A 22,331-nucleotide genomic window follows, 5' to 3' on the forward strand; every position below is an offset into this window, starting at 1 on the left:
TATATCAATGAGAGCAGTAACATTTCAAGGCAAAGAAAAAATTGCCGTGACAACCGTTCCTGATCCTAAGATACAGGATCCAACAGACGTTATTATAAAAGTCACTTCAACTGCGATCTGCGGTTCCGACTTGCACTTGTACCACCACGGAAATCTTGTGCTGGATGACGATTACGTTATTGGCCATGAACCGATGGGGATAGTGGAAGAAGTGGGACCAGACGTGAAGTCGTTAAAAGTAGGAGACAGAATAGTCGTTCCCTTCAATGTCAGCTGTGGCGAATGTTTTTTCTGCAATCATGACATGGAAAGTCAATGCGATAATTCCAATAAAAACCCAGAAACAGACTATGGCGGCTTATTTGGTTTCGGAAAACTAAATGGCGACTACCCGGGCGGGCAAGCTGAATTTATGCGCATTCCGTTCGCCGATCAGAATTCGTTTAAAATTCCTGACCAGTCTGTGCCGGACGAGAAAGTGTTATTCCTGTCAGACATCGTTCCAACGGCATTCTGGAGTGTCGAGCATGCCGGTGTTAAAAAAGGAGATACTGTCATCGTGCTCGGTTGCGGACCTGTCGGCCTACTGACTCAGAAGTTTGCAAAACTTAAAGGCGCCAAACGCGTTATCGCAGTAGACTGTGTTCCTAACCGATTAGAGTATGCAGCGAAGAAGATCGGAGTGGAAACACTGAATTTTGAAGAAGTCGATCTACCTAGTTTCGCTTTAAAAGACATGACACATGGCGGCGCAGATGTGGTAATTGACTGTGTTGGAATGGATGGGAAAGAGCGGAAGATTGAAAAAATCACTAATCTGATTTCACTTCAGCGCGGAACGACCAGTCCAATCGAAATGGCCAGTATAGCAGTGAAAAAATTCGGGACGATTATGATTACAGGAGTCTATCTGACGCCTGCTTCAAACTTCCCAATCAACAATATTTTTGCCCGTAACATTACAGTCAAATCAGGACAAACGCCGGTTCCTCATCTCATGCCTAAGCTTTATGACATGATCATGAAAGGCGATATTGACCCAAGTGACATCATCACGCATGTTATGCCAATGGAACAGGCGTCAACAGCCTTTGAACTTTTCGATAAAAAAGAAGATAACAATATCAAATTTGTTTTAAAACCCTAATCGTTAAAATCAACCTGTCTCTTTCACTTTAGTGGTGGATAGAGACAGGTTTTTTGTATGTAGTCCTTACTTAGGTTAACTCAAAGACAGATTGAGAGCCACATTGTCCTAATCTTTCTTCTAAGGTAAACTCGCTAAATTATTTTAGTCGAGTCTTCCTTATAACAGGTAATTCGGTTTAGCCGATTTGCATTCTATCACCAGTTAACCGAAGTGGAAGACTTTTCAGCAAACCTAATTCTATTAAGAAAATGAGCTTGCTGAAAGGCTCGACTTTTCAGCAAACTGACAGATGTCTTCAAGTGGAGTATGCCTATGACTAGGCATATTCAGTTAACTCCAGAAAAATTTACCGTTGAGCGAACCAAACATCACTTAATTTCAATCAACTCCAGTGCGATAGCCGATGGAGTTTACCGAATGCTATTCTTTCCATTAGGCGAAGCTGTTTAAGTGGTGATATATCACCACTTATCCAATAATTAAGCTTATCTTAACTTCTAGTTAACCTAAAAAAGTCCAACTGAAACTCTATTGTGACTTTTGTAGCTGATTTGTCACCTTAAAAGACCTCAGACTGTGCTACAATTTTTAACAATGGTATAATTTACCTAGTACATCTAATGAGTGGAGGACTTTTTTTTATGAAACAAACACGAGCTAATCGAAAAAAGGCAAAAAGAGCAGCAAATACACCTGATTCGACTGAACCGAACGGACCTGAAAAGTCGGGCAAAAGTAATCCGGAAAAGATTTATTATTCCATCATTGCTATCTTGCTTGTCGTTCTTGTAGGTATCATGGTCTTCATTTTCATGAACCGGGATACTGGGGTTGACCTCAATGCCGATAATGAATCACCTGGATCAGATATTGTAACTGATTTAGATGAGGAAGAAGAAGAGGAATCTGAGTCTGATGAAGACGTGGACGCTGATGTTGATGAAGAGACTGACTCAGCTGATACTGAAGAAGAAACTGACACAGACACCGAAGAAGAACCTGCTGATGATGAAGAGGCGGGAGAAGATCAGCCGGATGAAGAGACTGATACTGAAGACGATCAAGAAGAGACTGAAGAGTCTGACGTTGAAGTTACGGAAAATGCCCCTTTAGATGAAAGTTACACAGTCAATTATAACGAAGGTTCCGGTGACCGAGTTGCTATCGCCAATGCTGTTTCATCTGTTACGGGATTGAATCAGAGCGACATGATTACTTGGAGAGTTGGAAATGATGGACCTGGACGCGTATTCGCAGTCACATCTGACAGCGGACGATCCAATGTCTACCGAGTCCTTCTTCAATACGGAGATGGTCAATGGCATGTCACTAGTGTCGAAGAACTGGCCGACGTTCCAGCAGAATTCAGATAACTAAACAGCAAAAGTTGACCGGAGAACACGCTGAAAATAGTCAGTGGTACTCTGGTTTTTTGTGTCGTTTAACTTGACTATACGCAACTACTCTCAGTATGGTTAAGCTACATAAGAATAAGGAGTGAGCGAGTTGATAACTATAGGAATCGTGTCGTTCGGCTTTGAAAATAAAAGAGAATGTAAAAAATTAGCTCAACGAATTAAGACCGTTACACGTCAACTTCAATCCTATACTCATCCAGTCATTTTTAACAGAATTGAAGCAGCTGACTTTAATTTAAATAAAAACGATGAAAAAGAGGATTGGATTAAAGCGATATCTAAACATGACGGATTTGTCTTTCTTATTCCTAAACACTCTGAGGGCATAATTGATGACCTATCTTATGCATTAGGTATGTGTTCCAGTGAGTTGGCCAACAAACCACTGCTTGTCATTTATTATGGGGTTGAAGATAAATATGGTCAGCAGGTAGACATCATTGAAATGGCACGCTCGTTTGAAATGCCGGTCCTTTACAACAGTGTGATCCTTCCTTACCTGGATCATAAGAGAGCTACTGCCTTTGAGCTGTTTCAGCAGACAGAGGATAAAACGGCTAGTGAAATCGAAAAGCTACTGTATTGGACAATGGGTATGAAATACACCCGAACTATGCTCAGACAGGAGGATAATGGCGCATCTTAATCGTCTTAATCCCTTGAACATGTTAAAATAATAGAAACAACAAGGAGGTTCCCTATGAAATTTACAGATAATAAATACAATATGATTCAGGAAATTCTAGAAAAAACTGAAGCTGAAATCGAAAAAATGAAGCCAGTGAATATACTGATAGCCGGTAAGACAGGGGTAGGGAAGAGCACACTGATTAATAATGTTTTCCGTGAAAAGCTGGCCGATACGGGTATTGGAAAACCCGTAACCACACATTTGCGTCAAATTTCTAAAGAAGGCATTCCGATTGTTCTCTACGACACCAGAGGACTGGAACTGGATCCATCTGTTCAGAAAAAAGTGAAAGATGAAATCTTTGACCTGGTCAAACAGAATAAAAACACCAAAGAAGCACTTCATGCGGTTTATTACTGTATTCAAGCCAACTCATCAAGAATCGAAGAAACAGAAATCGACCTCATTAAAAAGATATCATCAGTACTGCCCGTTATACTGGTTCTGACCCAGTCAATCGGAAAATCAGCTGAAGATTTCAACCGCTATCTGGACAATTTGAATTTACCAGTTGCTGCCGTTCAGAATATAATGGCTGAACCTTATGAAATAACTGATGATTATGTCATTCCACCATTTGGTCTGAAGGAACTGATTGACAAAACGCTCCAGCTTATTCCAAAAGAGGCACATGATGCTTTTATGAACGCCCAACACGCAGACATTGAACGCAAAGCTAAGGCTGCCAGACGTTGGGCTTCCAGATATGTCGCTACAACGTTCGGGGTAGGTTTTGCCCCTATACCGTTTTCCGATGCGTCTGTTCTGATCCCCATGCAGGTGACTCTGCTTGCACATATTACAGCGATATTTGGGATATCAATGGATAAAGCAACGATAGTCAGCCTGCTAGCTGCTGTTGGCGGTACAGGATCAGCAACCATGATCGGAAAGACACTTGTCGCCAATGCCTTCAAATTTATCCCCGGGGCGGGAACGATCATAGGTGGCATTATCAGCGGAACCACTGCTTCAATTGTAACCAGCGCATTAGGTTTGAGTTATATCGAAGTTTTGAGCATTATTGCGACTAAAGAAAAAGAAGGCGAAAGCATCGATCTTGGTCTAATAGAGCGTCTGGTGAGAAACCAGTTTAAAAAGAACATCACTTTAAATCGCAAGGAACTAAAATCAAAAGATCTGGAATTTGGATCGGATGAAGCATTAAAGGATGCTTATAACACGTATGAATCCATGGAAGAAGAGAGCCACTCCGTTTCAGTGCCAAAAAAAATTAAGAGGGCGCTCTCTAAATTCGCAGAGAACCATAAACCCTTCAATAAAAAATAAAAAGTAATTATTATCCCGTTGTGAGTACTTAATCACGACGGTTTTTTTGCGTGAAAAAGGCAATGTTTAGTATGTGCTAGTTATTAGACATTAGACTGAATAATAGCTGAAGTCTTATACTAATCCATTCCTATTTGAAAAATATGAAATACTCTCAATATGTAGAGGTTTTAATTCAGTCGAAATTGCGCTTTTGTCTCATATAATTAAAAAACATATAATCATCAAAAGAGCTACAATTAAAGCTATTCAGATTTCTTTTTTATTGCGATTGTGTCTATGATAACACGTTCCATAAAATTCCAGTCACACTTGTTACAGTTTCTTGTCGCATTTTTTTGTATAAAAGAACAATTAGTAGTAAGGTTGATTCATGAGAAAAGTGGCTAGTGGGGAGCATTTTTCTACATATAATTCAGAAAGTAGCCAAAAAAACGAAAAAACTATTAGCGTCCGCATTGTTGTCAGGACTATTAGTAGGAACTACATCTACAGTATTTGCAATTAACCAAGATGAAGATGATGAAGTAAGTCAGGATACTACTATTATTACCACAATTATAACAACCCAATATGAAGTAACAATTCCAGCCGAAATAGAAATTGATTTAATGGATCAAGATAATCGTTATGAGACCAATATTGCTCCTGTAACATTAACAAACTTAACATCAGCTGGATTGGTATCAGTGGTTCCAAACGCATCAAATATGACTCTACTGGATGGAGAATCGCCAGTTACTAATCCAAATAGTAATCAGGAAATAGAAATATATTTGAAAGACGGTTCTTTAGGGTCAGAGTTAGGAAACTTTGATCTTTCTTTAGAAGCTCCTGAACAATCCATTGGTATTGAAACTAGTGAAGAAAGCGAAGATAATTTACCGGGTTCCTACAGTGGTTCAATTACTTTTACAGTTACTTACCACCCAGAAGAACTCTCAGACGTTGAATAACCTTAAGTCCCAATATTAAATCAATCCATTAGAGTCCCCCACACTCTAATTAATAATAAGGAGTCACTATGACTGAAGAAAGTCCCAAAAAGAATAAGGCTTTAACTATATTTTTAAAAATACTACTTTATATAGCAGTTGTAATTATCACAATTATTGTTGTTAATTACTTTACCAACGATAATACAAAGGAAACGATTGATGATTTATTAGGGATCGATCCGGATGCCGGTACTGAACGACCTGAAGAAGACAGTAATGATACATCTGAAACGATTGCTATACCCGGATTTGAGAAGCTGACTTTTCAATCAGACAGCTTAATACAGGACGTAAGGTTTGAAAACCCCGAGGATAAAGATGTATATTTTATTGTTTCCTTAAACATAGAAGACACAATGGTCTATGAATCTCAGTTGATCGAACCAGGTACTGGGATTTATTCAATTGAACTACCAAATACCTACGAACCAGGGGAATACGAAGGAACGTTGAGCTATAGAACCAGGAGTATGGAAGATTCTAATGAAGAAAAAAATGGTGCTGTAATCAATTTACAAGTAATCGTTGAATAAGCACAGTAATATCTTTACTCATAAAAGTGTCCCCAGAAACAGCTTATGCTGATCTTGGAGACACTTTTTTGTGGGTACTATTTTAATCACGGTAGCGAAGGGCTAAACCTTTCAAGAAGTTCCGAGCATAGCGGTCGCCGCATTCCTTGTAATTCCGGTGACCTTCTTTTCTCAAGACAGCGCTCAATTCACTGCTAGAGATAGAGACACCTGTTTCATCAAGTATATCCAAAATGTCATCACTTGTTAGTGTTAAGGCGATTTTGACTTTCTTCAGCAGGACATTATTAACATCTTTATCATGTTTGACGAGTTTTGTCTGCTTAACAGGTTCCCCTGTAGCAGTTACTTGCTGGCCACGTTTATAAATGATCAGCCCGTTTAGGAACGACTCAAACATACGGTTACTACATTCTTTAAGGTAGACATTTTCTGAAAAATCGTCCTCTTCATCTTCAGACGATGCTGCATTCTTCTCTTTAGCCAGAAGCTGCTGCACTTCTTCAATGGTTGTATCGAACTGACCTAGAGTGAAGACCTCAACGGTTTCCTCATCCTTCAGGTCCAGAGCGTATCTTAATCTTACCAGTCGATCGTTGTTATTCATTTATAAAATCCTCTCTTCATTGACATTAAGTGGTCATTGGTTATAGTATACCAAACTTTTACAACCATATTATACGTATTTTTCTAGATAACTGGCTTGAATTTTTCTATAGCACAGTTTTCTGTTAAGTTATATAGAAGGAGTTGAACCACATGAGTCCACTTAGAAAGAAAATTGTCTTAGGTTTAATCATAACTTTCGTTTTAGTAATGTCGGCATATGCTTTTAACGCGCATCTGCAGAAAAGAGCGTTAGAAACGGATACGCTGGCCTACCTTGAAAGTGAAGGGGTAAACACTGAAACAGCTATTGAAAACTCATACATAGGGAATGGAGCAGGAAGACAAGATTTTTATGTGATGTACATTACCTTAGAAGACACACCGACTACTACTCATTTATTTACCTACAGGGAAAACACTCAGGACATTTTTTTGTTCGATACAATAGAATCACAAGCCAAGTAATTCAAGACTTAAAGACAGGCGATACTGAATCAGTGCATATTTCAAAGCTGTTTTCTGGTATAATGCATTGGAGTTACCAACTATAGGAGTGAGTATATATGAAAAACAAGCAAAATAAACCGTTACGAAAAGGGACAACACAGCACGCTCAAAAAGGAATGACAAACTACACAGTGAAAGAAGAGACAACTTTACTGCCATTTTTATTGTCGGTTATTACCAACAAAAGTCGTAATGCAGTAAAATCGATTTTAACGCGTGGTCAGGTTTCTGTAGACGAAAAAGAAGTGACCAAACACAATCACCCACTAAAACCGGGCCAAGTCGTCGGTGTTTTAAGCAACAAAGAATCCAAGAAAAAATCAGAACTGATTGGATTGTCTATCCTTCATGAAGACAGAGATATTATCGTAATCAATAAAGAAGCAGGGTTACTGTCTATTGCAGGCGATGATCCAACTGAATTGACAGCTTATCACCAACTCAGTGACTATTTAAAAAAAGAGAATCCTGAAAATAAAATCTTCGTTGTACACCGTTTGGATAGAGACACATCTGGCGTCATGCTGTTCGCTAAGTCAGAAGAGATAAAAGAGGAACTTCAGAAAGACTGGAAGAATACTGTAAAAGAACGGATTTATACGGCACTGGTTGAAGGTGTTGTAGCTGAAGAACAAGGTAAGTATGCCTCTTATATTTCCGAGAGCAAAGGCATCAAGATGTATTCCAATCTGGAACCAAATGGCGGAAAACACGCTGTTACGCATTTCAGAAAAGTACTGGGTAATGAGAATTATTCACTGCTGGAAGTGGAACTGGAGACGGGACGTAAACACCAGATTCGTGTTCACCTGAAAGAAATGGGCCATCCTGTAGCCGGAGACAAGATGTATGATGCAGAAACCAATCCGCTTAAACGCTTGGGGTTACATGCGACGACGCTTGTTCTGGTCCATCCAGGGACGAATAAACTGGTTCGTTACACAGCTGAAGTGCCTAGAAGTTTCCTTAAACGTGTAAAGTAGGACAAATGAGACATAAAAATCGGAAACCAATTATAAAGTATTGTGGAGAATGGCTCGAGCGCTGATTCCACAGTACTTTTTTTGTATTTAATTATTACCCGTTAGAAGCAAAAAACCGGTTCTCAAAGGCACTTGATTTTGTTAGACTATTAAATAAGTAGCAAATGTGAATAAAGAACGAAAGGCCTCTGGAGTAAAATCGCTTTCAATGACAACCTGACCGCTTTTTTAGCAGAAATCCATTGCATAAGATCTGAAACATGCTACAATCGAAGTACAGCCGAAAAGACGGGACATTTACCCGCCCATCGACTTACTTAGGAGATAGACTTTCATCTACTCACGTCGGAAGGGAGGTTTTTTTTTGAAAACATATATGAACGCATTATGGGAAGACATCGTCGATAACAAAGAGATATTGATTCTGTTATCGTTAGTATGGCTTATTTTGTTTGAAGAGCTTACCATCTTCACAGTTGTATCAGGTATTATCTCATCAGTAGTGGTGCTGGTCTTTACAGATCGCTTCCTTTTAAAGGGGAATTACGAGCATTCATACATGATCGGATTAGGGACACTAGCTAAATATGCGTTTCGCTTATTTGTTGAAATCTTCCTTGCCGGTATGGATGTTATTCCAAACATTATTACAGGCAAAGCAGATGTACAGATCATTACGTGTGAAACGATTTTGACGGATGAACTGCTGATCGATATTTTAGCTAACTCGATCACACTGACACCGGGTACTGTAACGGTAGAAAAGAAGGGCAGTACGCTGCAAGTTTTAGCTCTTAATGCACCAGCTATAGACGAAGATCCAAGAGCGGTCATTCCACTTAAACTAGAAGATATCCTTTTACGCTATGAAAAGTCACTTGGTGGAGAAAAAGCGTAATAACAAAAAGGAATAGAGAGGAAGAAGGGAAACAAATGGATTTTGATTCAATTGTTTTAACCATTATAGCGGGATTATCCGTATTTGGTCTTGTTCGAGTGCTGGACGGACCGACAGTTTGGGATCGCATGCTTGGGTTCTCACTGTTTTCATCCAAGGTTATCGTTGCCGCTGTCTTTATCGGGATAATTATCAACCGCACTTACATGATCGATGTAGCCCTTATTTATGGTGTACTTGGATTTATAGGGACTATCATGATTGCACGATTTATTGAACGAAAGGGAGATGTATAATGGCACACGTAATAGAATGGATTGCCAATATAGTCATTATCATCGGCCTTATTTTTATGGCTTTAGGTGTTTTCGGTATTTTCAGATTCAAAGATTATTTCTCACGTATCCTAATAACCGCTAAGGTTGACACTGTCGGCTTTATCACTATTATGCTGGGACTGATCATCAAACACGGATTTGATTTCTTCAGCGGAAAAATTATTTTAGTTTTAGCATTATATATCATCACTAACCCTATAGCCACGCACGCCATTACAAGGTCAGCCCATATCAGCGGCTACCGAATCAAGAAGGAGAGATAGGAGACATGTTTGAAACGTTTATTTTATTGACACTGCTTGTTTTAGCTTGTGTGTCTGTCTTCTCTGATAACTTGCGTCGTTCAATCATTTTCCTTGGTGCTTTTTCCTTAACGATTGCTCTTGCCTACCTGCATTACAACGCACCCGATGTAGCCTTAGCTGAAGCAGCTATTGGCGTAGGTCTTTCAACCGTTATGTACTTAGTTGCCTTGAAAAAAGTATCAGTTTACGACATCTGTTATGTTAATGAAGATGTAGAAGTATTTAATGATGATCAAATCAATGAAATCATGGGATCGATCGTCCGTCCACTGGAATTGTTCATGGAGCGTACAGAAGAAATCGAGCCTCAGCTGGCTTACACAAACCGGCCACTGAAAACAGTTGCACGTGAAAACAGACATGATTGTGTTATACACCGAAAAGGAAATCTGACGTATTTATACGGTGATACGACTGATCAGGTGTTCCAGGATATCGTGGCTAACTTGAATGAAGTCATTACAGATATTACAGATATCCGTGTAGTATTTAGAGATGAGGTGACCTTAGATGGCGCAGACGAGTAGGTTATTCCACATAATTCGTATCGCATTTGCGGTCATTGGTGCACTGGTTGTTCTCTTTTTATTCCTGAATCACTCAGAGCAGCTCGACACACCACTGATGGATTATTTCACAGCAGACTTCTTTGCACAAACGGGTGCCCAGAACTCAGTTGCTGCTATTTACCTGAACTACCGTGTATTCGATACACTATTTGAAGCCTTGATGCTGATGGTATCTGTAATGGAGGTTATCAACGTATCATGGGCAAATAAACACGCTGAAAAATATCAGTTTGAAAAAGACGACTTTAACCGTAAAGGGAACTCAGAGATTGTTGTTCGAATGGTTGGAATCATTTATCCGTTCGTTTTACTGATTGGTCTTTACATTATCGTTAATGGCCACGTTTCTCCAGGTGGAGGATTCCAGGGTGGAGCAATACTTGCTACAGCTTTGATCACACGTTACCTGGTTTATCCAAACTTTGATTTAGACCTGCATGCTTTAGAAATCGTGGAAAAAATTCTTTTCCTTTCGATCGTGATGACTCCTGTTCTTTACGTCTTCATGCAGATTCAACCTGCAGATACAACGATTTCTCACCAGATTTACATGGTGGCAATGAACTCGCTTATCGGACTTAAAGTATTCTCAGGGTTAAGTATCATATTCTACCGTTTCGTATTCTATGAAGGCCGATAGTCTTACTGACTAATTGAGTCTGTAGCAACACACAACTATTATAAGAAAGAAGATGAAACCATTGGATTTTATCACTGGCGAGATTGTCGGCATCCTTTTGTTTTTCATTGGCCTTTACGGGTTGATGACAAAGAAAACGATCGTTAAAACAATCATGTCCATGTCTATCATGGAATCGGGTATATTTTTATTCTATATCACAATCAATTACACTGTTGGCAGTGTGCCTCCAATCGGACAGGCACAGGAAGCTGCTTTCGTCGACCCCGTTCCTTCTGCTTTGATGATTACAGCTATCGTTATCGGTATTGGTGTTACAGCGATAGGGTTGACCATGTTTATGCACTACAAACAGAAACACGGCATTACGCACTGGTCGCGTAATAGAGATCAGACAGGAAGTGACCATTAATTGTTAGGATTATTAGTGCTTGCTCTCATTTTGATGGGGGTTATTGCTCTATTACTTCGTAATAGACTAGCTAAATTATTATTGTATGTTTTTCAGGTATTATATGCCGGATTTGCTTTTTATGTCTTTTTTCAAGTAAAAGAGACTGGCCCGATCATCTGGAACACAGGTGGATACACAGACGGCTTGGCATTAAGTTTATATGCTGATTCTATTGCGATTTTCATGGTCTTGATGACAGCCGTATTTTACATTGCCTTCCTTGTTTATGCGACTAGAGAAGATTACTTCGAGCCACGTTTTCAATTTTTATTCATGACTTTACAAGGAGTGATGATGGGACTCTTTTTATCAAGTGACTTATTCAACATCTTTGTATTTCTGGAAGTATCAACAGTAGTCGTGGCTATTTTGATTATGTTCAACAAAGAAAAACAGGCGATTTATGACGGAATGATTTATTTCTTCGTCAACGTTATTGGTACAGCCTTTTTGCTGTTTGGGATAGGCATGCTTTACAGAACATTCGGACTTTTAGATATTCGTGCCATCAAAGAAGCCATGTCCTTACTGGAAAGTCCTCACGCCGTTGTGCTGCCTTACGGGATGATGATGGTAACTGTTTCACTGAAGACAGCGGTCACGCCTTTATTCAGCTGGCTTCCGAAAGCGCACGGTACACCAAGTGCACCACCGGTCGTATCTGCTGTGTTAAGTGGACTTTACATTAAGAGTGGGGTTTACATGTTCATTCGTTTCAATGACATGTTCAGTCCTGTCATCGATATGCATGTCTTTTTCTTCTGGATCGGATTCTTTACGTCACTGATCGGCTTCATTATGGCGCTTGGTCAGAAAGACATAAAACTCATTCTGGCGTATCATACCGTTTCACAAATCGGTCTGATCATGATGGGAATCAACATGGCATCAGAAATTGCATTCTGGGGTGCCGTCTACCATATTTTCAACCATGCCATATTCAAATCAACTCTCTTCCTGACAGCTGGGATGATTTACGAGGAGTACGGCACACGAAATGTCTACCAGATCAGAGGGCTCTTCAAACGAATGCCTTGGGTAGCTGTTGCTACAACCTTTGCAATTCTTGGCATTACCGGAGCTCCATTCTTTAACGGGAGTATTTCAAAATACATGATTGCCCACGGAACGTATGACTATGGGGTCACGATTCTCTTGAACATCATTAATTTGGGAACGACCATGTCATTCGTTAAATATGCGACCATGCTGTTTGGAAACAATCCAAAAGAGGGTAGAGCAAAATCTGATTTCTTTGCCTTAAGTGCCTGTGTCGTGATGGGTATCGCTTCTTTCTTTACAGGTATTTTCGGAGAAGGACTGACTCAATTCTTCTTTAACTACGAAGTGCACGTAAATGTAGATGAGTATATCCAAAAAGGTATGGTCTACGTCTTAATGATCGTTGCCGGCGTTGCATTCTACCACGGTATCATCAAACACGGTGGATTGATCACACGAATCGGACACGCGGAATTGACGTTCAACGGAATTATTACTGCAATGGCAGGCTACTTTATTGTCGTTGTTGTCTATCTATCATTAATGTTATAACTGACAGGCTCTAAATTTAGTGGAAAGGAGTGAGAGGATGCTCTATTGGCTGGTTATCATACCCATTATTATTGCGGTCATCAATATCGGGTTCATTCACAGTGACTCGCGAAAGCTGATTGTTGGCTCGCAAATTGGGATTACCCTTTATACGACCTATCTGTTTTTCAACGTCCGCTCTCAGGGAACGATCATCAATAATATGGCCGGTTATCCTCGCGCTTTTTCCATTACGCTTTATGCGGACCGTATCTCGATCGTTTTAGTCTGGCTGACGACTTTACTCTTTTTAGGACTGCTGATCTATGCTTATTCTGGGGATTACTTTGACAGTCAGTTCGGGTTTTTATATCTGACGTTGCAGGCGCTGATCATTGCACTGTTTCTATCGACTGACTTGTTCAATATATATGTGCTCCTTGAAGTGTCAACTGTTGTCGTCGCCATACTGATCATGCTTCGAAAAGACCGGCAGGCGGTTTACGACGGGATGATTTTCCTCTTTATCAGTGTTATCGCATCAAGTTTCTGGCTCTTTGGTGTCGGGTTTCTGTACCGGACATTCGGTCATCTGGATCTCCACGCCATTTCAGAAGTCATTACTGAAGTGGAAAATCCGCGCTCACTGATTCTGCCGTTTGCCTTTATCATGACCACCATCAGTTTAAAAATCGCACTGTTTCCATTATCCAGCTGGTTACCTAAAGCATATGGGACACCAAGTGCACCACCAGTTATTCCAGCTATTCTCTCGGGAGTATATGAAACAACTGGCCTTTACTTATTCATCAGACTGACAGCCATGTTTTCACAAGTCATTGAACTGAACACGTTTTTCCTGGTTATCGGATTTGTCACCAGTATTGTCGGGTTCACATTAGCCGTTGCGCAAAATGACCTTAGACTGCTGCTGGCATACTCAACCATTTCACAGGTAGGATTAATGACAGTCGGTTTTTCGTTTGGTGCGGAAGCAAGCTACTGGGGAGCGATGTACCATATGTTCGCCCATTCCTTGTTCAAAACCGTTTTATTTTTATCCGTGGGTGTACTGTCTCATCACTATAAGACCAGAGACATACATAAAATCCGTGGAGTCATGAAAACATTACCGGTCACCGGTTTTGCCATTATATTCGGACTGCTTGGTATTACAGGCGCTCCACTGTTTAACGGGTCCATTTCAAAATACATGATCAGTTATGGTAGTGATTCGCCCTATATTCAGTTACTTTTAAACCTGATCAACTTAGGAACACTACTTTACAGCATGAAGTTTGCAGCTATGCTGTTCGGTAAAAACACTCAGCCGGACGACATCAAAGGGCAGGATACCAGACATGATGTCCCTCAATGGACAACATTAACTTTTGGTGTACTGACGTTAATTAGTGGACTGTTTGGGAATAGACTGCTTCAGTTCTTATATGGATATGACTTTACTATTTACCCAGGTGAATATCTGGAAAAATCATTTATTTATCTGCTGCTTGTCCTGGCAGCCTTTGCACTCTATAAAGGATGGGTCAAGGAGCGGGATTTATTCTCAAAAATCGGCTACATCGAGTTGTCGTTCAATGCCATGATAACCGCCTTAGTTGCTTTTTTCATCGGTATAGTCGGGTATATGTACTGGTTAACTTAAATCTAGAATTCAGAAAGAAGGGTACACACATTGCTTTACCTACTCGTAATCGGACCGATTTTAGCTGGAATCATCAGCATATTATTCTCTAAAAAAGACACACGCCTGTTTATTGTGGCCGCGCAGATTGTCCAGTTTATCTATGCACTGCGCATTTTCATTCAGGTTCGAACAGATGATACAATCTTCAATTTCATGTCGAATGTTCCTGAAGGAATAGCGATTACTCTGATGGCCGATATTATTTCATCGGTATTCATCTTACTGACAACCACTATATTCCTAATGATGATTATCTATGCCTTTCATAAGGATTACTTCACGACCCAGTTCGGATTCTTGTTCTTAGTGCTTCAGGGATTGATCATCGCCTTATTCTTGAGTACAGACTTGTTCAATATATTCGTTCTGCTGGAAGTATCTACAGTTGTTGTAGCGATTCTAATCATGATCAATAAAGAAAAGCAGGCGATTTACGATGGAATGATTTACTTCTTCGTCAATGTCATCGGAACAGCTTTTCTGCTCTTTGGAATAGGAATGTTGTACCGCACAACTGGACTTCTTGACATAAGAGCTATTAGTCAGGTCCTGCCTCAACTGGAAGACCCTCGTGCCGTTATGCTGCCGTTTGCCTTCATGATGACGACACTGAGTCTGAAGACAGCTGTTGTACCGTTGTTCAGCTGGCTGCCTAAAGCTCACGGAACACCAAGTGCACCGCCTGTTGTTTCAGCTATTTTATCCGGTTTATTCATTAAAACAGGGGTCTACATGTTCATCCGTTTCAGTGCCATGTTCGAGCCCGTCATTAATGTACAGGAAGTCTTCTTCCTGATCGGGTTCATCACCTCTATATTCGGATTCATTATGGCCATGGGCCAGAATGATATCAAAATGATTCTTGCTTATTCAACGGTTTCTCAAATTGGTCTGATCATGATCGGGTTGAATATGGGGTCTGAGATTGCCTACTGGGGTGCTTTGTTCCACGTCGTCAGTCACGCCTTATTCAAATCGACTTTATTCCTGGCTGCCGGTCAAGTTTACCATCAGTACGGCACACGGGACATCCGGCAGATGAGAGGGGTCCTTAAGGCCATGCCGCTCACTGGCTTTGCCATTATATTCGGAATACTGGGCGTCACAGGAGCACCACTCTTTAACGGGAGTATTTCCAAATACATGATCAGTTACGGCAGTTACCGTCCGATCGTTCAGTTTGGTCTGAACCTAATCAACCTGGGTACCATCACTTATTTCTTCAAGTTCGCTACCATATTATTCGGTAAGGATAATCGTGCTGAAGAAGCGAAGCCGCCTAAGGAAGACTTGCTGTCAGAACTTCTGGTCTTCATCATGGGTGGACTGATTTTAGTTACCGGTATCTACGGACCAACTTCAATGAACGTCCTCTTTGGCTATGAAGTAGCGGTATTCTCAGCGGAATATTTTGAAAAAGGAATCGTCTACGCTTTAATGATCGTTGCCGCAGCTGGTATTTATAACGGGATCATTAAACAGGGTGGACTGCTGAATAGAATCAGCCACATCGAGCTCACATTTAACGGAGTTATCACCTCCATGACTGGATTCTTTCTATTCATGGCAACCTACTTGTATTTCGTACTATAACTGAACACGGTGACTGCACCTCGTCTAATCAGACGGGGTGTTTTTGTGTGTATGTGCTGTCTAAGGGGAGAAGGGTATTGATTAGCTGCAACTCAGCAGACAGCAACATATGAGATGGCCCCTAAACTGATTTAGGGACCATCTCAAAACAAACTAGATTGTGAGCTGAAGGTAGTGAGGCTCACTACCTTTAACTGAAATAGAGCTTGGGCTTGAGTTCTAGATAATGAAGGGGACTAGACTGATCTCGCAGCTACATGTCATCTGAGTTGCAGGTCAAGGACCTGACTAGGGGAGTCTCAGAAATGAAGAGGCATTGAGATGCGGGTAAAACAAAGATAGGGCACTACTGAATGTCAGATTTTGGTTGAGTCTTACACTAAATCGTCTTCAGTTCCTCTGCACTCACATGCTTTTTCCGTTATGAAGCGGAAATTGTACGTGTGGTAGTGGAAGCGTTCTTTTTATATGATGTGTATAGCTTAAAAAACGAAAGGCGGAAAATAAAAATGGTCAAAATTTTATTAGCCTGTTCATCAGGTATGTCAACAAGTCTTCTGGTTCAAAAAATGGAAGCGGAAGCAAAAGAAAGAGGATTGGACGCTGAGATCTGGGCAGTGGCTCAAGATAAAGCGCCAGAAGATATGAAAAAAGCGGATGTTTTGCTTATTGGACCTCAAATGCGTTTCATGAAGAAAAAATTCTCAGTGACAGCAGATGAAGTGGGTATTCCTTTAGATGTCATCGATCCAGTTTCTTACGGACGTGTTGATGGAAAAGCAGTACTGGATAAAGCACTGGAATTAATTGAAGCAAATAAAAACTAAATAAAGGAGCACTTAAACAATGGATAAATTTATGGAGATGTTAGAAAATGTTCTAATGCCCATTGCTGAAAAGTTGAATAATAACCGGTACTTAACAGCATTGCGTAATGGATTTATGGTGGCATTACCGATGATCATATTTGGCTCAATCTTTGTTGTAATCGCTAACCTGCCTTTTTTAGATCGATTAATAGGCGACGATGCCTTTGCAGCCTATCAGAATGCGTTGGGGCCCGCTTCAGCTGCCACATTAAGTATCATGGGATTATTTGTTATAATAGGTATAGGGTACAAAATGGTTGAAGGGCGTGGAGGCGAAGCCATTTATGGCGGAGTCGTAGCTATCGCGTCATTCTTGATTATGACACCTCAAATAGTAGAGGGAACACCTAATGTGATCCCAACTAACTCACTAGGTGCACAAGGAATGTTTTTAGGCATATTTACTGCATTCGTTTCAGCAGAATTATATCACTTATTCGTACGTAAAAACTTGACAATCAAAATGCCTGAAGGGGTTCCGTCAGCTGTAGCTCGTTCATTCAGCGCGCTGATTCCTGTCACTTTAACATTGACATTATTCTTAGTCATCAGAATAATATTCAGTTTCACACCATTTGAAACTGTACAGAACTTTATCTACACACTTGTTCAACAACCGTTAACAGCTTTAGGTAGTGGGTTGCCTGCTACACTGGTTGCCGTTTTACTAATTCAGGTCTTCTGGTTCTTTGGATTACATGGTCAGATTATTGTTAACTCGGTATTCGACCCAATCTGGTATTCATTAAATAATGATAACCTTGCTGCGTTCGAGGCTGGTGAAGAACTGCCACACATCGTTACTAAACAATTTATCGATACCTTTATCGTTGGGATCGGTGGATCTGGGATGACTTTAGCTGTTATCTTTGTCATCTTTGCAGTTACTAAAAGTAGACAGTTACGTGAACTGGGTAAACTAGGCGGACCATCTGGGATATTTAATGTAAATGAACCACTTATATTCGGTATGCCGATCATCATGAATCCATTAGTCATGATTCCTTGGTTACTGGCACCGGTAGTTGTTGCGGCAGTTACTTACTTTGCCATGTCGACTGGATTTGCCCCTAGGCCAGCAGGAATAATCGTCCCCTGGACCACACCAGCACTCCTAAGTGGTTACTTGGCAACGGGTAATAATATCATGGGAGCAGTCATGCAGTTAATCAATATGGTTATCGTATTCGTTATCTGGTTCCCATTCATTAAGTTACTGGATAAACAGTATTACGGAGAAGAAATGCGTATCGCAGAAGCAAAAGCATAATTTAAAAAGAAACGAACTTTCAGACTATCTGGAGGTTCGCCTTTCTTTTCTAAAAAATAGGGGGAAATATAAATGGATGATAAAATGAATGAAATTGCGTTTCAAATTATTCTGTTTGCCGGAAACGGGAAATCGAGTGCGATGGAAGCAATCCAGGAAGCTAAAGAAGGTAATTTTGAAGGGGCTGAAGCAAAACTGAAAGAAGCCGGCGAAGAACTAGGAAAAGCTCACAGCTTTCAGACAAAGCTTCTTCAAGAAGAAGCACAGGGAAATGGACAAGGTGTTAATGTGATCCTCGTTCACTCTCAAGATCATTTAATGACTGCGATGACCGTAAGAGACCTGGCAGTCGAAATCATTGAACTTTACAAATTCAAGTAGGAGGCCATTTATGACAGTCGAGTATCAATTTCCAAAGGATTTCTGGTGGGGAAGTGCCGCTTCAGCCACTCAGATGGAAGGCAGTAAAAACGGCGTATCTGGTGAAACGATCTGGGATCACTGGTTCCAGACTGAACCGAATCGCTTCTTTGAAGGTGTCGGGCCAGATAACACGTCAGACTTCTATAACCGTTATAAAGAAGACATCAAAAATATGAAAACCATCGGTCATAATTCATTCCGCTTATCTATTTCCTGGGCAAGACTGATTCCGGGTGGAGAAGGCGACGTCAATCAGGAAGCTGTCGAGTTTTACGGCAAGGTGATTGACGAGCTGCTGGCTAATGATATCGAGCCGTTTATCAATTTGTTCCACTTTGACATGCCGATTGAAATGCAGGAAAAAGGCGGATGGGAAAACAGATCTGTAATCGATGCATACGTCAACTATTCTAAAACAGCGTTCAATCTGTTCGGCGACCGTGTAAAGACTTGGTTTACATTCAATGAACCGATCGTTCCTGTAGAGGGCGGTTACTTGTATGATTTCCATCACCCGAATGTAGTCGATGCCAAACGCGCGATTCAAGTTGCTTACAACACCATGATTGCTCATGCAAAAGTAGTTGAAGCGTATCAGAAAGCATACGATGGTAAAATTGGAATCGTACTGAACTTGACTCCGTCTTATCCCCGCAGCCAGAATCCGGCAGACTTGAAAGCCGCTCATATTTGTGACTTGTTCTTTAATAGAAGTTTCCTGGACCCGGCAGTTAAGGGTGAATACCCTGAAGACCTGATCAAGCTGCTTGAAGAACATGGACAGCTTCCAGAAACGCAAGATGAAGATATAGAGCTGCTTAAGAACAATATTGTCGATTTACTTGGTGTTAACTACTACCAGCCAAGACGAGTCAAAGCAAAAGAAACTCTTCCAAATCCGTATTCACCTTTCATGCCGGACTGGTTCTTCGATAACTATGAAATGCCAGGACGTAAAATGAATGTCTATAGAGGATGGGAGATTTACGAGCAGGGCATTTATGATATAATGATTAATCTAAAAGACAACTACGGAAACATCGACTCATTCATTTCTGAAAATGGAATGGGTGTTCAGGATGAAGGGCGTTTCCTGAAAGATGGACGAATCCAAGATGACTACCGCATCGACTTTATCAAAGGCCATTTGAAATGGTTGCACAAAGCAGCTGAAGAAGGATGTAACGTAAAAGGGTACCACTTATGGACATTTATGGATAACTGGTCATGGATGAATGCCTATAAAAACCGTTACGGCTTTTATTCAGTTGATTTAAAAACAGGAGAGCGCACAGCTAAGAAGAGCGCATTCTGGTTCGCCGATGTATCAAACCAGAACGGATTTAACGACTAAAAAAATATACAGAGCGTAGCGACAGTGATTGCTGCGCTTTTGTGCATGGAAAGAAACAGTTGACAATCTGTACAGAAAGGAGTGGATAAAGTGGATACTCGAATAGACATGATTCTCAGAGAACTTATGGGCTCAACTCAGCCTTTGACCGGTCAGTATTTAGCCGGTAAACTGGAAGTCTCTTCTCGAACAGTGCGTGATGACATCAAGGTGCTTAATGACCTGCTGGATAACAATGGGGCGTCGGTCCAGTCAAAAAGAGGGACCGGATATGACCTCATCATCGAAGATAATACGCGTTTCCGTTCATTTTTAACTGATTTGATTAAGACGGAAGAATCGTCTGACGTGATTCCGACAACACCGGACAGTCGTATCTTATATATGATCAAGCGACTATTGCTGACCGAGACCCATATCAAGCTGGACGATCTGGCTGATGAAATGCATGTCAGTAAATCGACGCTGCAGGGCGATTTGAAACTGATGAGAGGCATTCTCGAAAAACATCACCTGACAATAGACAGTAAAGCTAATTACGGGATGAAAATCGACGGATCAGAATTGAATCGCCGTTTTGCCATGTCTGAATACCTCTTCAACCGGAGTTATTCGTCACCAGACCAAGTCTGGATGGATCAGCTGGCAGCAATCGTCAATCTGTCGAAGGATAAACTGACTGACGTCTGGGTGCTGCTCTTAGATCAGCTGAAAGAGCATCAGGTCACCCTGTCTGACATCGCCATCAATAATCTTTTTGTGCATATCGCGATCGCCTATAAGCGGATTAAGGAAGGCCACCATGTGGACCTGGTCCAGCAGGAAATTCAGGATATCGAATCAAAAAAAGAGTTTAAAGTCGCTTCAAATATTGTCTCAGAAGTGCAGCAGGCTCTGGATGTTACTTTTCCTAAACTGGAGATTATATACATTACGATCCATCTACTGGGAACCAAACTGATCCAGGAAAAACCGTTTCAGGAGCAGACGGCAGAAGAAGTGATGGACCCGTCGATCATCTCTCTGACCAATAAAATGATCGAAGCAGTCGAAAGCAAGTATGCACTCAATATCAATCATGATCAGGAACTGAAACTGGGATTAGGTCTGCACTTGAAACCAGCCATCAATCGATACAAGTACAATATGAATATCCGCAATCCCATGCTCGATGACATCAAGCATGCTTATCCACTGGCATTCGAAGCGGGTATCATCGCTTCTTTAGTGCTGGATGAGGAATTGGGTGTCTCGATCGACGAAAATGAAGTGGCCTACTTGGCGCTGCACATTGGCGCCGCTATGGAACGTCAGAAGATCAACACGCGTCCAAAAACGTGTTACATTGTGTGTGCCTCAGGCGTAGGCAGTGCTCAGCTGATCCGTTACCGGGTCGAAGCCGAATTTCGCTCACAGATCAGAGTGCTCGGGGTCACTGAATTTTATAAAATTAAAGACATTCCATTCGATGAGACCGATTTTATCATCAGTTCTGTACCGATCAAAGAAAACCTGCCCGTTCCGGTCATTGAAGTGAATGCTATTCTGGGCAATAAAGATATGACCCGGATCGACCGGTATGTGTCTGCTAAAAAAGAAAAAGTACTGGATTATCTGCCCAAGACCACTATGTTTCTGAATCAGCCACTGTCGTCTAAAGAAGCTGTGATCAACTTTCTGGCTGAACAGGCGAGTGCTTATGATTCGCTGCCGGCTGACTATAAAGAACGGGTCTACGAACGGGAAGAAATCGCCCCGACTGCGTATGGGAATCTAATTGCTGTCCCACACCCTATCTCTCCGCAATCCAGTCAGACCTTTCTGACGATCTGTACACTGAAGCGACCGATCGACTGGGGCGAACGTAAAGTCCAGTTCGTCTGTCTGCTCAACGTCAAAAAGAACAGCCAGGAAGATCTGCAGGATCTCTATGACATTTTAGGCCGTATAGTGAATGACTCCAGTCTGATTCAGAAGCTGTTGTCAGCAGGGACTTATGAAGCGTTTATAAAACACCTGAGTTAATCAGGTTACTAAATACACATATGAATCTCTACCCGAAAACTAGACACTCAAAAAAGAGTGTTTTGGTTTTCGGGTTATTTTTTTAGAGTTTTTTCGTTATACTTTTATAGACTAGTTTTAAGTGGAGGTTTTTCTGATGAGCAAAAAAATATATACAAAACAAGAAATAGAAA

Annotated in this window: 24 protein-coding genes; 23 read left to right on the plus strand and 1 reads right to left on the minus strand. The window is 41.0% G+C overall.

From position 1 onward, the window contains the following. Nucleotides 1-7 precede the first annotated feature (7 nt). From CLV38_RS04005 to CLV38_RS04030, 7 genes are all read left to right on the plus strand, one after another. The gene (locus tag CLV38_RS04005) at nt 8-1,147 is read left to right on the plus strand and encodes a zinc-dependent alcohol dehydrogenase (RefSeq protein ID WP_106191831.1); all 1,140 of its coding nucleotides are present in this window, start codon (nt 8-10) and stop codon (nt 1,145-1,147) included. A gap of 315 nt (nt 1,148-1,462) precedes the next feature. Then, nucleotides 1,463-1,600, plus strand: coding sequence for a hypothetical protein (locus tag CLV38_RS13695; RefSeq protein WP_170068806.1), 138 nt, complete (start codon nt 1,463-1,465; stop codon nt 1,598-1,600). 191 nt (nt 1,601-1,791) lie between these two features. Next, nucleotides 1,792-2,523, plus strand: coding sequence for a YrrS family protein (locus tag CLV38_RS04010; protein WP_170068807.1), 732 nt, complete (start codon nt 1,792-1,794; stop codon nt 2,521-2,523). Between the two features lie 133 nt (nt 2,524-2,656). Further along, entirely contained in the window at nt 2,657-3,214 is a 558-nt protein-coding gene (locus CLV38_RS04015; protein ID WP_106191837.1) for an NAD(P)H-dependent oxidoreductase, read from the plus strand. Nucleotides 3,215-3,268: 54 nt separating this feature from the next. Continuing rightward, on the plus strand, nt 3,269-4,549 hold the full coding sequence (locus tag CLV38_RS04020) for a YcjF family protein (RefSeq protein WP_106191840.1): 1,281 nt from the start codon (nt 3,269-3,271) through the stop codon (nt 4,547-4,549). A gap of 389 nt (nt 4,550-4,938) precedes the next feature. Further along, a complete protein-coding gene (locus tag CLV38_RS04025; RefSeq protein WP_106191842.1) occupies nt 4,939-5,505 on the plus strand; it encodes a hypothetical protein in 567 nt (188 codons plus the stop codon). A gap of 68 nt (nt 5,506-5,573) precedes the next feature. Then, entirely contained in the window at nt 5,574-6,080 is a 507-nt protein-coding gene (locus tag CLV38_RS04030) for a tRNA (uracil-5-)-methyltransferase (RefSeq protein WP_106191845.1), read from the plus strand. 82 nt (nt 6,081-6,162) lie between these two features. Here CLV38_RS04030 and CLV38_RS04035 read toward each other — a convergent pair whose 3' ends face one another. Next, nucleotides 6,163-6,687, minus strand: a complete 525-nt coding sequence (locus CLV38_RS04035) for a YehS family protein (RefSeq protein ID WP_106191847.1) — start codon at nt 6,685-6,687, stop codon at nt 6,163-6,165. 152 nt (nt 6,688-6,839) lie between these two features. Here CLV38_RS04035 and CLV38_RS04040 point away from each other — a divergent pair, with 152 nt between their 5' ends. The 16 genes from CLV38_RS04040 (at nt 6,840) to CLV38_RS04115 (ending at nt 22,158) form a co-directional block, all read left to right on the plus strand. Beyond that, nucleotides 6,840-7,154 (plus strand): hypothetical protein, encoded by a 315-nt coding sequence (locus CLV38_RS04040; RefSeq protein WP_106191850.1) that lies wholly within the window; start codon nt 6,840-6,842, stop codon nt 7,152-7,154. A 98-nt stretch (nt 7,155-7,252) separates the two neighbouring features. Continuing rightward, on the plus strand, nt 7,253-8,179 hold the full coding sequence (locus CLV38_RS04045) for an RluA family pseudouridine synthase (RefSeq protein WP_106191853.1): 927 nt from the start codon (nt 7,253-7,255) through the stop codon (nt 8,177-8,179). Between the two features lie 364 nt (nt 8,180-8,543). Beyond that, on the plus strand, nt 8,544-9,077 hold the full coding sequence (locus tag CLV38_RS04050; RefSeq protein WP_106191855.1) for a Na+/H+ antiporter subunit E: 534 nt from the start codon (nt 8,544-8,546) through the stop codon (nt 9,075-9,077). Between the two features lie 35 nt (nt 9,078-9,112). After that, entirely contained in the window at nt 9,113-9,373 is a 261-nt protein-coding gene (locus tag CLV38_RS04055; protein WP_106191858.1) for an MrpF/PhaF family protein, read from the plus strand. Further along, entirely contained in the window at nt 9,373-9,678 is a 306-nt protein-coding gene (gene mnhG, locus CLV38_RS04060; RefSeq protein WP_106191861.1) for a monovalent cation/H(+) antiporter subunit G, read from the plus strand. Before CLV38_RS04055 ends, mnhG begins: the two co-directional genes overlap by 1 nt. A 5-nt stretch (nt 9,679-9,683) precedes the next feature. Continuing rightward, the gene (locus CLV38_RS04065) at nt 9,684-10,247 is read left to right on the plus strand and encodes a Na(+)/H(+) antiporter subunit B (RefSeq protein WP_106191863.1); all 564 of its coding nucleotides are present in this window, start codon (nt 9,684-9,686) and stop codon (nt 10,245-10,247) included. Beyond that, nucleotides 10,231-10,929 (plus strand): MnhB domain-containing protein, encoded by a 699-nt coding sequence (locus CLV38_RS04070; RefSeq protein WP_106191866.1) that lies wholly within the window; start codon nt 10,231-10,233, stop codon nt 10,927-10,929. Before CLV38_RS04065 ends, CLV38_RS04070 begins: the two co-directional genes overlap by 17 nt. A 61-nt stretch (nt 10,930-10,990) precedes the next feature. Beyond that, nucleotides 10,991-11,341 carry a sodium:proton antiporter gene (locus CLV38_RS04075; RefSeq protein ID WP_106191868.1) on the plus strand — a complete coding sequence of 117 codons (351 nt, stop codon included), beginning with the start codon at nt 10,991-10,993 and terminating at the stop codon, nt 11,339-11,341. Beyond that, nucleotides 11,342-12,937 carry a complex I subunit 5 family protein gene (locus CLV38_RS04080; protein WP_245920532.1) on the plus strand — a complete coding sequence of 532 codons (1,596 nt, stop codon included), beginning with the start codon at nt 11,342-11,344 and terminating at the stop codon, nt 12,935-12,937. It abuts the gene before it with no gap. A gap of 37 nt (nt 12,938-12,974) precedes the next feature. Beyond that, entirely contained in the window at nt 12,975-14,582 is a 1,608-nt protein-coding gene (locus CLV38_RS04085; RefSeq protein ID WP_106191871.1) for a complex I subunit 5 family protein, read from the plus strand. A gap of 30 nt (nt 14,583-14,612) precedes the next feature. Continuing rightward, a complete protein-coding gene (locus tag CLV38_RS04090) occupies nt 14,613-16,217 on the plus strand; it encodes a complex I subunit 5 family protein (protein ID WP_106191873.1) in 1,605 nt (534 codons plus the stop codon). A 473-nt stretch (nt 16,218-16,690) separates the two neighbouring features. Beyond that, nucleotides 16,691-17,044 (plus strand): PTS sugar transporter subunit IIB, encoded by a 354-nt coding sequence (locus CLV38_RS04095; protein WP_425427769.1) that lies wholly within the window; start codon nt 16,691-16,693, stop codon nt 17,042-17,044. 19 nt (nt 17,045-17,063) lie between these two features. Continuing rightward, nucleotides 17,064-18,356 (plus strand): PTS cellobiose transporter subunit IIC, encoded by a 1,293-nt coding sequence (gene celB / locus CLV38_RS04100; RefSeq protein WP_106191879.1) that lies wholly within the window; start codon nt 17,064-17,066, stop codon nt 18,354-18,356. Between the two features lie 72 nt (nt 18,357-18,428). Further along, nucleotides 18,429-18,737: a PTS sugar transporter subunit IIA gene (locus CLV38_RS04105; RefSeq protein WP_170068808.1), complete on the plus strand. Its 309-nt coding sequence runs from the start codon at nt 18,429-18,431 to the stop codon at nt 18,735-18,737. A gap of 10 nt (nt 18,738-18,747) precedes the next feature. Next, nucleotides 18,748-20,133 (plus strand): glycoside hydrolase family 1 protein, encoded by a 1,386-nt coding sequence (locus CLV38_RS04110; RefSeq protein WP_106191881.1) that lies wholly within the window; start codon nt 18,748-18,750, stop codon nt 20,131-20,133. 90 nt (nt 20,134-20,223) lie between these two features. Next, the gene (locus CLV38_RS04115; protein WP_106191884.1) at nt 20,224-22,158 is read left to right on the plus strand and encodes a BglG family transcription antiterminator; all 1,935 of its coding nucleotides are present in this window, start codon (nt 20,224-20,226) and stop codon (nt 22,156-22,158) included. The last annotated feature ends 173 nt before the right edge of the window (nt 22,159-22,331 follow it).

The organism is Alkalibacterium olivapovliticus (assembly GCF_003003275.1).
GTDB lineage: Bacteria > Bacillota > Bacilli > Lactobacillales > Carnobacteriaceae_A > Alkalibacterium > Alkalibacterium olivapovliticum.

Bases quoted from the DNA above. Each gene is read 5' to 3' on its own strand.
- CLV38_RS04005 (WP_106191831.1), top strand. From the start codon at position 8: ATGAGAGCAGTAACATTTCAAGGCAAAGAAAAAATTGCCGTGACAACC.
- CLV38_RS13695 (WP_170068806.1), top strand. From the start codon at position 1,463: ATGACTAGGCATATTCAGTTAACTCCAGAAAAATTTACCGTTGAGCGA.
- CLV38_RS04010 (WP_170068807.1), top strand. From the start codon at position 1,792: ATGAAACAAACACGAGCTAATCGAAAAAAGGCAAAAAGAGCAGCAAAT.
- CLV38_RS04020 (WP_106191840.1), top strand. From the start codon at position 3,269: ATGAAATTTACAGATAATAAATACAATATGATTCAGGAAATTCTAGAA.
- CLV38_RS04030 (WP_106191845.1), top strand. From the start codon at position 5,574: ATGACTGAAGAAAGTCCCAAAAAGAATAAGGCTTTAACTATATTTTTA.
- CLV38_RS04035 (WP_106191847.1), bottom strand. From the start codon at position 6,687: ATGAATAACAACGATCGACTGGTAAGATTAAGATACGCTCTGGACCTG.
- CLV38_RS04040 (WP_106191850.1), top strand. From the start codon at position 6,840: ATGAGTCCACTTAGAAAGAAAATTGTCTTAGGTTTAATCATAACTTTC.
- CLV38_RS04045 (WP_106191853.1), top strand. From the start codon at position 7,253: ATGAAAAACAAGCAAAATAAACCGTTACGAAAAGGGACAACACAGCAC.
- CLV38_RS04055 (WP_106191858.1), top strand. From the start codon at position 9,113: ATGGATTTTGATTCAATTGTTTTAACCATTATAGCGGGATTATCCGTA.
- mnhG (WP_106191861.1), top strand. From the start codon at position 9,373: ATGGCACACGTAATAGAATGGATTGCCAATATAGTCATTATCATCGGC.
- CLV38_RS04065 (WP_106191863.1), top strand. From the start codon at position 9,684: ATGTTTGAAACGTTTATTTTATTGACACTGCTTGTTTTAGCTTGTGTG.
- CLV38_RS04070 (WP_106191866.1), top strand. From the start codon at position 10,231: ATGGCGCAGACGAGTAGGTTATTCCACATAATTCGTATCGCATTTGCG.
- CLV38_RS04085 (WP_106191871.1), top strand. From the start codon at position 12,975: ATGCTCTATTGGCTGGTTATCATACCCATTATTATTGCGGTCATCAAT.
- celB (WP_106191879.1), top strand. From the start codon at position 17,064: ATGGATAAATTTATGGAGATGTTAGAAAATGTTCTAATGCCCATTGCT.
- CLV38_RS04105 (WP_170068808.1), top strand. From the start codon at position 18,429: ATGGATGATAAAATGAATGAAATTGCGTTTCAAATTATTCTGTTTGCC.
- CLV38_RS04110 (WP_106191881.1), top strand. From the start codon at position 18,748: ATGACAGTCGAGTATCAATTTCCAAAGGATTTCTGGTGGGGAAGTGCC.